9 protein-coding genes are annotated in these 11,756 nt (G+C 39.5%); 5 read left to right on the plus strand and 4 right to left on the minus strand.

All coding sequences use genetic code 11. The features are described from left to right. Position 1: 1 nt before the first annotated feature. The 4 genes from ACFSKL_RS13640 to bshC all read right to left on the minus strand — a co-directional run bounded on the left by ACFSKL_RS13640 (position 2) and on the right by bshC (position 5,818). Complete coding sequence (locus ACFSKL_RS13640) at positions 2-2,938, minus strand: SusC/RagA family TonB-linked outer membrane protein (RefSeq protein ID WP_376886806.1); 2,937 nt, start codon at positions 2,936-2,938, stop codon at positions 2-4. A gap of 235 nt (positions 2,939-3,173) precedes the next feature. Continuing rightward, the gene (locus ACFSKL_RS13645) at positions 3,174-3,656 is read right to left on the minus strand and encodes a hypothetical protein (protein ID WP_376886807.1); all 483 of its coding nucleotides are present in this window, start codon (positions 3,654-3,656) and stop codon (positions 3,174-3,176) included. A gap of 34 nt (positions 3,657-3,690) precedes the next feature. After that, a complete protein-coding gene (locus tag ACFSKL_RS13650) occupies positions 3,691-4,257 on the minus strand; it encodes a 5-formyltetrahydrofolate cyclo-ligase (RefSeq protein WP_376886808.1) in 567 nt (188 codons plus the stop codon). Continuing rightward, on the minus strand, positions 4,238-5,818 hold the full coding sequence (bshC, locus tag ACFSKL_RS13655) for a bacillithiol biosynthesis cysteine-adding enzyme BshC (RefSeq protein WP_376886810.1): 1,581 nt from the start codon (positions 5,816-5,818) through the stop codon (positions 4,238-4,240). The genes ACFSKL_RS13650 and bshC overlap by 20 nt, the downstream gene beginning before the upstream one ends. A 448-nt stretch (positions 5,819-6,266) precedes the next feature. Between bshC and ACFSKL_RS13660 the strand changes: the two genes are divergently transcribed. The 5 genes from ACFSKL_RS13660 to mnmC2 all read left to right on the plus strand — a co-directional run bounded on the left by ACFSKL_RS13660 (position 6,267) and on the right by mnmC2 (position 11,746). Beyond that, positions 6,267-8,447: a heavy metal translocating P-type ATPase gene (locus ACFSKL_RS13660; RefSeq protein ID WP_376886811.1), complete on the plus strand. Its 2,181-nt coding sequence runs from the start codon at positions 6,267-6,269 to the stop codon at positions 8,445-8,447. Positions 8,448-8,602: 155 nt separating this feature from the next. Then, complete coding sequence (locus ACFSKL_RS13665) at positions 8,603-8,806, plus strand: heavy-metal-associated domain-containing protein (protein WP_376886813.1); 204 nt, start codon at positions 8,603-8,605, stop codon at positions 8,804-8,806. 203 nt (positions 8,807-9,009) lie between these two features. Next, positions 9,010-10,254: a M16 family metallopeptidase gene (locus ACFSKL_RS13670; protein WP_376886815.1), complete on the plus strand. Its 1,245-nt coding sequence runs from the start codon at positions 9,010-9,012 to the stop codon at positions 10,252-10,254. Positions 10,255-10,568: 314 nt separating this feature from the next. Next, positions 10,569-11,051, plus strand: a complete 483-nt coding sequence (ispF, locus tag ACFSKL_RS13675) for a 2-C-methyl-D-erythritol 2,4-cyclodiphosphate synthase (RefSeq protein WP_376886817.1) — start codon at positions 10,569-10,571, stop codon at positions 11,049-11,051. A gap of 2 nt (positions 11,052-11,053) precedes the next feature. Further along, entirely contained in the window at positions 11,054-11,746 is a 693-nt protein-coding gene (gene mnmC2, locus ACFSKL_RS13680) for a tRNA (5-methylaminomethyl-2-thiouridine)(34)-methyltransferase MnmC2 (RefSeq protein WP_376886818.1), read from the plus strand. Positions 11,747-11,756: the final 10 nt, after the last annotated feature.

Consider the following 11,756-nt stretch of genomic DNA (forward strand, 5'->3'; position numbering starts at 1 on the left):
TTTAAAACCCAACATTAACACCCAATGTAACTGTTCTCAAAGCAGGATACTGAGATCCGATCAAGTTGCCAGAAAGCTCTGGATCAAAACCTCTAAAATCTGTAAATGTCAATAAGTTTTGCCCTTGAACAAATACTCTGAGCGAAGCAATTTTCAGTGATTCAGTCAAACTTGAAGGTAGAGCGTACGACAGATTTACATTTCGTAGCCTGATGAAATCCCCCGACTCAACGAACCTACTTGTTCCTGAGAAAAAGGCATTGTCAGCAGCTGGAATATCTGTAATTTGCCCTGGTGTTCTCCATTCATTGATCATAACCCTTGAAAGGTTGTCAAACAGATACCCTGGGTTTTCTATATTGTTCCTATCATTGTTATAAAGATCATTTCCCGCCACATAACTAAACAACGCATCAAATCTCAAACCTTTATAGGTAACCGAAGTGCCAAATCCACCGAAAAGAGGGGCATCGGTAGTTCCTAAAATCACCCGATCAGCTGGATTGTATTGATTGGTCAATTCATTTTCAGCATTGAGGTACAAAGCATCTCCATTGGCAGGATCAACACCTGCATATCTTACCAAATACAAACTATTGATAGGCTCTCCAACTCTTGTTATAAAATCACCTTCAATAAATTCTTGTTGACCACCTACCAATGAAAGTACTTCATTTTGATTGTAAGTCAGGTTAGCATTCAATTCCCACTTAAAATCCGGTCTATCTATAATTTTCCCAATAAAAGAAATTTCATAACCCCTATTCCCCATACTACCAATGTTAGTATTTTGAGAAGTAAAACCAGAAGTCCTAGAAAGCTGTCTGTTCAAGAATAGATCATCCGTTACATTATTATAGTATTCAAGAATACCATTGATCCGTCCATTTGCCAATGCAAATTCCAATCCTACATTAAACATCTTTTGTTTCTCCCATCTTAAAGCAGGATTTGGAAGTCCAATCAACCCAATCCCTCCTATACCATTGTAAATTGACCTACCAAACAATTCTCTCGAATCAAAATTCCCAATCCCTTCTTGATTTCCAACTGTACCGTAACTTGCTTTCAATTTCATCTCATTGAAGAAATTGCCTTTCAAGCTTTGCATAAACTCTTCATCACTTATGATCCAGCTGAGCCCGATAGATCCAAATGTCGCATATTTATTATTCGCTCCAAATCGTGAAGAACCATCTCTTCTTATACCACCACTTAAGAAATATCTTCCTTTATATCCATACGTGGCGTCTGCAAAATAAGAAATAAGTGCATTTTGCCCTCCATTTCCCCTAACATTTGGGATATAACCATTCAACGGATTCCCAGGGGTGATACCTGCTTCATTTTGAAACGGTCCTACCAGCCCATACCCAGTGAACCCAAATTGAGTAGAATCATTTTCAATCACTTCATTATAGAGCGAAACACTGAATTCATTATCAACGTTGATCTGTTTCCTGTAAGACACAGAAGTAGTACCAGTATACCTGAAGTTTCTTGCAAAACCTCTTTCTAGACTTCCATTTCTTCCCTGAGCAATAAAACCTCTATATGTACTCCTATCCAAAAATTGCTGAGTTTCATTTTGAGTATAGTCTATACCCCAATTAGTTCTAACTGATAGACCTTCCAAGAAAGGGGCATCATATTGAACAAAACCTATTGCAACACCTTTAAGCTGATTTCTTAGTGTTTGATTTTCCAAAAGCTCTTGCAAAGAATTTGGCTGTCCAGAAACTAATTGCGTGTAACTTCCATCAGATTGATATGGTGTCTCATAAGGATTTGACCACCTGATTGCATTCAAAGGAGAACCAATGAAAGAGTCTCCTTCCAATGTATTGTTGAATTTGGAGAAACCACCGGATACATTCAATCCAAAAGTAAAATTACTGACTTTCGTTTCTACGTTCATTCTAGCAGTATACCTTCTCAAATCCGTATTGGGCACAGTTCCTGTCTGATCAAAAACAGATCCGGATAAAAAGAATGTGGTGTTCTCATTTCCACCTGCTGCTGAAATTTGATGGTTTTGGGTGTAGCCAGTCCTCAGCAGAACGTCTTCCCAATTTGTATTGGTTTGTCTCAATTCAGCCAATTCGCTATCAGTCCATCCGTATGGATTCCCATTTGCCAATTCATAATCTAATTTTTCGTCTGTATTCATCACTTTTTCTGGATGGGTAGGAGCTTGCGAAATGCCAAATTGAAAATCGTAATTCACTCTGGTTTTTCCACTTTTACCTCTCTTGGTAGTAATGACAATTACCCCGTTTGCCCCCCTCGAACCATAAATCGATGTGGATGCCGCATCCTTCAATATGGAAAATGATTCAAAATCATTTGGGTTGAGCGTAGCAAAATCAGCAGCAGAGATCTGAATTCCGTCTAATATGTACAATGGGTTATTGGAGCCATTGATAGTCCCTTTTCCTCTGATTGTAACATTGGCTGCAGCCCCAGGTTGACCGGAATTAGCCTGGATAAGCACACCTGGTGCCCGACCTTGAAGCGCTTGATCAAAAGATGCAATAGGAACTTCTCTGATTTGTTCTCCTGAAACAACATTAATTGATCCTGCGATTTCCCGAGCATTTTGGGTTTTGTATCCAGTAACAACTACTTCTCCTAAAATCTTATCATCCATGTCCATAGTGACATCTAAAACATTACTACTTCCAACGGTCCTTTCCAGTGTCGTAAAACCAACGAAAGAAAAAACCAAAACTTCACCAGACGAGGCTTGGATTGAGAACCGACCATCAATATCAGAAATCGCACCTCTTGAAGCACCTTTGACGCGTACATTAACACCAGGTAGAGGCAAGTTATCATCTGCAGATATAATTGTCCCAGTAACCTGTTGTTGTGCCATAACTTTCCCATTATATGCGAAGGCCAATAGCATAATCACAAATAGTAAAACTTTTTTCATCTATTATTTTTTTTTTGTTTTGATATGTAATTTACTTTAAATAATTATTATATCAATAATGATATTAATCTAATTTTGACATTTTGATCGAACAATTTTCAACAATTCATTAAAAAAGGTTTAATGAATTCAAAACATTCAAAAAAACATATAAAAAATAATGTAAATAACTATAATCAAAAAAATCCACGGTATTCATACCGTGGATTTTGCAATATATATTCGTTAAGAAAACCTAGAATGTAAACCTAATAGACAAGGCTACTTCATCTCCCCAAAAGCCGGTATGCCCAACAATATTAAATGCCGGTTTATAGTCTAGTGACAAGTTGATCGGTGCTCCATCAAACTTATAGTCCAGACCTATAATACCATCTATTCCGACTACGGTGTAGCTTCTACCCCTATCACCCCATGGCTGATTTCCCCTGTCTGCATTCCAAGTCCCAAGATGCGCACCACCACCATAAAACCAACGTAAACCTTTGACTTCACTTATATCATTGTGTACTTCATAAAGTCCAGTAATCAACAGACCTCTCCATCTGGTATGCAGAATTCCCTCCAAAGCAGCCTTATCGTTGATAAAGTGCTTTACAGTTAGCCCATTTCCTACACCGGCTCTCAAACCGATACCTGTATTATAACCTTGTGCCAAGGTCTCATTTCCGATTGCCATAAAGGCAAATAGCAGTAAAGTGTAAAGAATCTTTTTCATTTTGAATAAGTTTAATAATTGATTTCTTATATAATCAGAACAAAAACACCTCACTGGGTGTAACACAGATATCCAAGGGAATATCGTGCCATTCTGATGGAATTTCCTCTAAAGGGCCAAAAAAACTTAGCCCAATTTTCAAAACAGTTGAATCTAAACCAATTAAAAATCGGTCATAATACCCTTTGCCATACCCCAGCCGATTGCCTTTTTTGTCATATGCCAATAAAGGCATCAATACTACCTGGATCTTCTCAGTAGAAATGGGGATTATTTTCTTTGGGACAGGAATACCAAATGCATCAAATTCAAATTCCATAGAACCATTCAACTGCACTGTTTCCATTGTACCAGATCCATTGTTCAAAATTGAAGTATATAGAAAATACCCTTTCGGTAACAATTCTTCCAAAATAGGAAAAGTATTGATTTCATTCAGCTTTTTGATAGGTAGAAAAAGGTGAATATGTCGGATATCCTTTCTCTCTTTCAAAATATCCAAAAAACCATCCCGTATTCCAAGTGACAGTATTTCGATCTCTTCTTGCGTGAGCTGTTTTCTTTTCGATTTATATAAGGCTCTAATTTCCTCCTTTGTCATCTTCCAATTTTAAGATCATAAAAGAAAAATCCAATGGCTCAAATACCTCAAAGAGTCTCCCAACAAAATCGGTGTCTTCCAAATAGAATTTCATAAAATTCTCAACCCTCTCTTGTGGGCTTCCACCCGGCAGGATGAATTGTCTAATAGCATCCATCCTAGAAATCTGTACTTCCAATCTCTTTTCTTCAGCTTTTCGCACTTTTCCCGCTAGGTGCTCCATAATCTTGGTTGCCCGGACTTTTGCCGATTCAAAAGCATGTTGTAAGGTAACATCTACTTCTTTTGCTTCTGCTGCCGATTCGTCAAAAATCTTCGCAAGCTTTTCTTTTTCATCCTTCAAAAAAACATCCAAACTGGAATGCTCTGCCACAAAACCTTTTCTCCAAGAAACATAATCAGTAAACAAATCTCTATCATCCAAGCCCAACTGTGCTTGTTTTTTCACTGTCAATTTGTCCAAAATCAAAGCAAAGTTTCTAGGCATAACAGCTGGAAACTGCACGCCAAAATAATCAAACACCCCTTTCAACTGTAACCAATAGATCACTTCTGCCGGACCTCCGATATAGGCAATGTTCGGCAATATCATCTCTTGATACAAGGGCCTGAGCACTACATTGGGGCTGAAACGTTCAGGATTCGACTGAATCAAGGCTTTGATCTCTTCTTCTTTGAATTTCACATCAGAATCCAACACATGAAAGGTATTTCCTGATTTTTCGATGCGCTCCCTGAGCCCCTTCTCCATGTAGAAGAAATTAATCTCCCTTGGAAATATCTGACTTTTATACCCTAAAGCTTCCAGCTTGTCTGTTTGCTTTTGCGCTTCTTCATTCGGAATGTTTTCCAGCAGGTCTTTTTCTATCACCGGAATGAGAATTTGCTTAAAAGCAGGATCGTTTCCATCGACGACAACCAAGCCCTTTTCTCCAAACAAATGATGGACATACTTCCTTACAGCCTCAGAAAGTGTCTTGGACTGTGAATAAGCTTCAACAAAAAAATCCGGTGCAAAATCAACGGATTTCAGAAAATCCCTGAAAGATTCATCCAATTCAAAATCCCCCACTGCTCCTTTTTGGTCTGTTTTCCATTGATATTTCTTCCCATCAAGTTTGAAATAATTGATCTCATCAAAATCATGGTCTTCTGTTGCCATCCAATAAACAGGCACAAAATTGCTTTCAGGATATGCAGCGGCCAACCTTTGTGCAAGATTGATAGTGGAGACAATTTTATAGATGAAATAAAGCGGTCCTGTGAACAAATTCAGTTGATGGCCAGTCGTTACTGTAAATGTATTCTCCTTTCCAAGGCTTGACAGTTGCCCTTCAAAATCTCCGTCCAATACAATCCCTTCATACTGTTTTTGAAGTGTAGCTACCAAAACCTCCCGGTTCTCTTGTGGGAAATTTTTCCCTTGAATCAATTTTCCGAAATTTTCCAGTTTGGGGAAATAATTGTAAAACTCAGCCAAAGCTGGTTTTTCATCTAGGTAATCTAAAAACAATTGGGAAAATTGGCCTGTACAGGCAGGGTCCACTGTGGATTTGATCATGGAAAATCGGGTTCAATAAGAATGGTTACGAATACAAGATCAATAAACTTGTTTACAAAGCATAAAGTTCGTGATTTTTTCTCTATTACAAGAATGGTGGACTGGGATCGCTGGAGAGAAACCGAAGGTTAAAAACAAAAAGACGGCAAAAGCTGAAAAGAGAAAGGTTTGAAATAAAGTTGAAATACGATAGATATAAATTGAAGTATCTGTCTGAAAAATCCTTTCTCTGGCATTCTTGATTCGAAAAATGTCGAAATCCAAACATCGAATTATGAAGTAGAAGAAAGATGTATGAAATACAAAGAAGATAGAGAGACAAACTCCTTGATTATTGACAGTAGAAAACCCTATCCCTGGTTGAAGTTGATAAAAATCAAAAATTATATAAGTCCCCCAATAACGGTAACCCTACATTTGTCTAAAGCAAAGGAGAATTATCAGTAAGATGAAAAAAGAAATTCCAGTAGAAGGCATGAGTTGTGCTTCATGCGCTATATCGATAGAAAAAACACTGAAGAGTTCCCCAGGAGTAAAGGAGGCTTCTGTGAACTATGCAAACCACGCAGCAACAATCGAGTGGGAAGAGCAGTCCGTCAGCTTGGAGGAACTTCAAAAGAAAATCCAATCCACAGGATACAACCTTGTGATCAATGATGTCGAGGCACAAGAGCAGGAAGAAATCAATCGGGAAGCATACCTCAAGATCAAAAGGAAAACCCTCTATGCCGGTATTTTGGCATTCCCGGTATTTGTGATTGGCATGTTTTGGATGCACATGCCATATGGCAATTATGTAATGTGGGCATTGACAACACCAATCCTTTTGGTGTTTGGCAATCAATTTTTCAAAAATGCCTGGATCCAAACCAAAAATTTCAGTGCCAACATGGACTCTTTGGTAGCCATCAGTACCGGTATAGCCTATTTGTACAGTAGTTTCAACACATTTTTCCCATCATTTCTTGAAGCAAAGGGATTGGAATCCCATGTATATTTTGAAGCAGCGGCTGTGATTCTGTTTTTTATATTGTTGGGAAAAACCATGGAAGCCGGTGCAAAAGCGGGTACAGGTGAAGCTTTGAAAAAATTGATGGGGCTCCAGCCTTCTGATCTTGTTGTATTGGAAAATGGAAGCGAAATCATCAAAAAGACCGCCGATGTGAAGCTGGGTGAAAAAATCCTCATAAAACCGGGGCAAAAAATCCCCTTGGATGGAAAAATCATAGAAGGAGAGTCCTATGTCGATGAAAATATGCTCACAGGCGAACCGATTCCGGTGCTGAAAACAGTCAATTCAAAGGTCTTTGCCGGAACGATCAACCAAGCGGGGAGTCTTGTATTTGAGGTAGAAAAAATCAGTGACGACACGCTTTTATCCCAGATAATAGCTCGGGTAAAATCAGCCCAAGGCTCCAAAGCACCCGTACAAAAACTAGTCGACAAGGTCGCTGCTGTATTTGTCCCTGTAGTCTTGCTAATCGGCTTATTGACCTTTGTGACCTGGGGATTCAGTGGGGTAGAAGAATCATGGCTCAGGGGAATGTTGGCAATGATCACAGTGTTTGTCATTGCATGCCCATGTGCTCTGGGCTTGGCAACACCCACAGCCATCATCACTGCTATGGGAAAAGGTGCAGAGTTGGGAATATTGATCAAAGAAGCAGAAAGTCTGGAAAAAGGGGTCAAAATAGATAGCATTGTCCTCGACAAAACAGGTACAATTACAGAAGGAAAACCAAAAGTCGCTGAATTTGTCAGTACTGGAAATTGCGATGAATTGGATAGAAAAGCTATCTACAACTTGGAAAAGAAAAGTGAGCATCCATTGGCAAATGCCATTGCTGAGTACTTTCAAGAAGGAGATATCTCCATCGAAAACTTCAAAAGTATTACAGGAAAAGGGGTGCAAGGATTCTTGGAAGGACAAACTTATAGGATTGGAAATCTTAACTGGTTGAAAGACGAAGGGATTTTGGAAAACCCAGAGTTGGAAACAAAAGCAAACCATGCGCTGGAAGAAGGGTATATCGTAGTCTTTGCAGCTAAAAACGAGCAGCCCCTCGGGTTCTTCAAAATCGCAGACCTGATCAAAGAGACTTCCAAAGAAGCTATCTCTAATTTGAAGAAAATGGGGATTGAAGTCCATATGTTGACTGGTGATCAGCACAAAACTGCTGCATTGATTGCCAAACAGGTAGGCATTCCCAATTTCAAAGCCGAAATGTTGCCTCAGGGCAAATCAGAATACATCAAAAATCTCCAATTGCAGGGTAGAAAGGTAGCGATGGTTGGCGACGGAATCAATGACAGTGAAGCCTTGAGTGTTGCTGATTTGAGCATTGCCATGGGACAAGGTACAGATATAGCGATGGACATAGCTGAGATCACTTTGGTCCACTCAAACCTGAATGACATCCCAAAAGCCCTGAATCTGACCAAAAAATCCATCAAAATCATCCATCAAAACCTATTTTGGGCATTCATCTACAACATCATCGGAATTCCTATAGCTGCAGGAGTACTGTATCCCCTATTCGGATTTCTATTGAATCCAATGATTGCTGGTGGCGCGATGGCACTCTCATCTGTTTCGGTAGTCTTGAACAGTTTGAGATTGAAGAAATGAAAGTTTGTCAACGGGCAATTGAGGATTTAAGGAAATGAAGATTGGATGGAAGCTGACCTAGCTGAATCGTTGATTAGCCATCAGCACAAAAAGGCGAAATGAAAAACCCGAAGTGCTTGCCTATTGCAAGCTCGAATACAAAAACAAATAAAAATATGAAAACACAACAATTCAAAACCAATGTAAAATGCGGGGCATGTGTAGCCTCAATCACCCCTGAGATGGAAAAGATCGGAAATGCATCTTGGAAAGTCGATTTGGCACATCCTGACAGGATATTGACTGTGGAAGGGGATATATCTGAAAGCGATATTTTCAAAGCATTAGAAAAATCTGGCTATAAGGCAGAAAAGATTTAATAGATAATCCGATTGCCAATAGCATTCAAACATAGTTCGTAAAGCCGCCCTTTCCTGTTTTTCGACTGTCATCAGTCAGCTATGACGCAGGCGCACAGCCTGTTGGAGATTATCCGCATGATCACAAGTGTAAATTTCACTTTCAAGTGTCATTGCGGATAATCATATTGCTTTATTTTCTTAGCTTTGCCCAAAACAAAAATATGATCAACTACCAACAATTCATGCTTGACAATGGTCTTCAGGTATTGGTCCACGAGGATCATACCGCAAAGATTGCCGTAGTCAACATCTTGTACAAAGTGGGCTCAAGAAATGAAACTGAAGGAAAAACAGGACTTGCCCATTACTTTGAACACTTGATGTTTGGTAGTTCCAAGCATGTTCCCGTATTCGATACTGCACTTGAGAAAGTTGGTGGTTCCTGCAATGCATTTACCAATACCGATATTACCAATTACTATATCACATTACCGGCTGTCAATATCGAAACAGCCTTTTGGCTAGAGTCTGATAGGATGAAACACCTCAACTTGAGTAACAAAACCATTGAAACACAGCGGAAAGTAGTCATTGAAGAATTCAAACAAAGATATCTAAACCAACCTTATGGGGACGTATTCCACCATATAAGGGATTTGGCATACGATAGACATCCATATAGATGGCCAACTATTGGGAAGGATATTGAGGATATCGTCAACTACAAGAAAGAGTATGTTGAGGAGTTTTACCACACCCACTATACTCCGGACAATGCTGTCATGGTCGTAGCTGGTGATGTCACATTAGAGCAGGTAAAAAAACTCTCGGAAAAATGGTTTGCCGATATCCCTTCGGGACAAATCCCCAAGAAAACCATTACGGAAGAACTTCCCCAAGTCGGCAAAAAGTCAAAAATTGTAGAAGCAGATGTCCCTACCGATGCATTGTATAAAGTATATCACATGCCCGGTAAAATGCAGCAGGGATATTTGGAAGCAGATTTGGTTACAGATATTCTGGGATTTGGAAGATCCTCTACTTTGGAACAGAACCTTGTGAAAAACGGTAATATTTTCGCTTCTGTTGGAGGATATATCCTTGGCACTGTGGATCCAGGATTGATGGTTTTCTCTGGGAAAATGGAAAAAGGCCAAAGCGCAGAAGATGCTGAGAAGGCATTGGATGAAGTAGTAGAAAACTTCAAAAGAAATTCCATATCTGATGGCATTCTCGCAAAGGTCAAAAACCAAGCGGAAGCCATGAAGACCTATGAGTCCATCCAGCTATTGAATAGGGCAATGAGTTTGGCATATTACGCCCATCTAGGTAATCCGAATTATTATCAAATAGAATACGAGAAAAAAACAAAAATCCCTTCAGAGAAGATTTTGGATTGGGCAAATACTATCTTGAGGGAAGAAAATTCTTCCGTAGTATATTATAAGAGTAAAATTTCGAGCTAAGGTGTGGAGGAGAAGCAAGAGGCAAGAAAAAAGACTCTAGACTTAATATTTAAGAAGCTAGAATAAGATACAAGACGTAAAGTGAATATCGGGGATACAAGATTCACAGACAGCTTTCTACGACTACGTCACCTCGACTGTAGGAGAGGTCTCGTTCCGTCTTTGTACTAAGAAGTGGGAAAATGAATAGTATCTATAAATTTCAGTTCGAGATTTCTCTCTTTGCCTCCCTAAAGTGAGACCAGAAGTAAGAGGAAAGTATAAAGACAATTTTAAATACCGAAAAACCATACAAATTGATAATTTTATAAAAAATGGGAAAAATAAGAGTTGGCTTTGGTTATGATGTCCATCAATTGAAAGAAGGATATGATTTTTGGCTGGGAGGAATTCAGATACCTTTTGAAAAGGGCGCTGTGGGCCATTCGGATGCGGATGTCTTGATTCATGTGATCTGCGATGCACTGCTTGGTGCGGCAAATATGCGGGATATCGGTTTTCATTTCTCAGACACAGATCCCCAGTACAAAGGCATAGACAGCAAAATCCTCCTCAAAGATGTCATGTTGCTTTTGAGGGAAAAAGGCTACCAAGTAGGAAATATCGATTCTACAATCTGTCTTCAGCTTCCAAAGATCAATCCGCACATTCCCGAAATGAAAAAATGTCTGGCAGAAGTGATGGGAATAGACGAAGAAGATATTTCCATCAAAGCGACTACAACTGAAAAATTAGGTTTTGTTGGCAGACAGGAAGGTGTGTCTGCTTATTGTGCAGTCCTTATCGAAAAAAAATAATTATGGAGAGAGAAGTAAAAATCATCACGACAGAGGATGGATCGCATTCATTGTTTCTACCTGAATTGAACGAATCATACCATTCCTTTCATGGCGCTTATAGAGAGTCTGTCCATGTTTTTATGCTTTACGGATTGGAGACATGGTACATGCACAATCAAGGCGTACAGCCAATCAGGATTTTTGAAGTAGGGTTTGGCACTGGATTGAACGCCTGGCTCACACTTGTATGGGCTGAGCAAAACAAGATCCCTGTCCTCTATCACAGCATTGAACCTTTCCCATTGGAGGAAAACATCTACTCGCAGCTGAATTATACCAAAGTGGATGAGACTATTTCCCACTTTGCACCCTACTTCCAGGGCATCCACGATGCCAAGTGGAATGAAGGAGCAATCATGTCCGAATATTTCAATATGAAGAAAGATATCGTCACATTGGAGGAGGCACAACTTTACCCATCAGACATTGTCTTTTTTGATGCATTTGCCCCCAGCAAACAGCCAGAGCTTTGGACAAAAGAAATACTTGCAAAAGTAATCGAAGCCATAAATCCAGGCGGTATATTCGTGACATATTCGGCCAAAGGGCAACTCAAAAGGGACTTGGAGGAATTGGGAATGACTGTAGAAACTCTACCAGGCCCTCCAGGAAAAAAAGAAATGACTAGGGCGGTGAAAAAGAAACTCGAATAAGGTTTATTTT

It is taken from the genome of Belliella marina (assembly GCF_042682445.1).
Lineage (GTDB): Bacteria > Bacteroidota > Bacteroidia > Cytophagales > Cyclobacteriaceae > Belliella > Belliella marina.

What these genes read in the sequence shown, in the direction of transcription:
- bshC (WP_376886810.1), bottom strand. Translation starts at nt 5,818, where the DNA reads ATGATCAAATCCACAGTGGACCCTGCCTGTACAGGCCAATTTTCCCAA.
- ACFSKL_RS13645 (WP_376886807.1), bottom strand. Translation starts at nt 3,656, where the DNA reads ATGAAAAAGATTCTTTACACTTTACTGCTATTTGCCTTTATGGCAATC.
- ACFSKL_RS13640 (WP_376886806.1), bottom strand. Translation starts at nt 2,938, where the DNA reads ATGAAAAAAGTTTTACTATTTGTGATTATGCTATTGGCCTTCGCATAT.
- ACFSKL_RS13660 (WP_376886811.1), top strand. Translation starts at nt 6,267, where the DNA reads ATGAAAAAAGAAATTCCAGTAGAAGGCATGAGTTGTGCTTCATGCGCT.
- ispF (WP_376886817.1), top strand. Translation starts at nt 10,569, where the DNA reads ATGGGAAAAATAAGAGTTGGCTTTGGTTATGATGTCCATCAATTGAAA.
- mnmC2 (WP_376886818.1), top strand. Translation starts at nt 11,054, where the DNA reads ATGGAGAGAGAAGTAAAAATCATCACGACAGAGGATGGATCGCATTCA.
- ACFSKL_RS13650 (WP_376886808.1), bottom strand. Translation starts at nt 4,257, where the DNA reads ATGACAAAGGAGGAAATTAGAGCCTTATATAAATCGAAAAGAAAACAG.
- ACFSKL_RS13665 (WP_376886813.1), top strand. Translation starts at nt 8,603, where the DNA reads ATGAAAACACAACAATTCAAAACCAATGTAAAATGCGGGGCATGTGTA.
- ACFSKL_RS13670 (WP_376886815.1), top strand. Translation starts at nt 9,010, where the DNA reads ATGATCAACTACCAACAATTCATGCTTGACAATGGTCTTCAGGTATTG.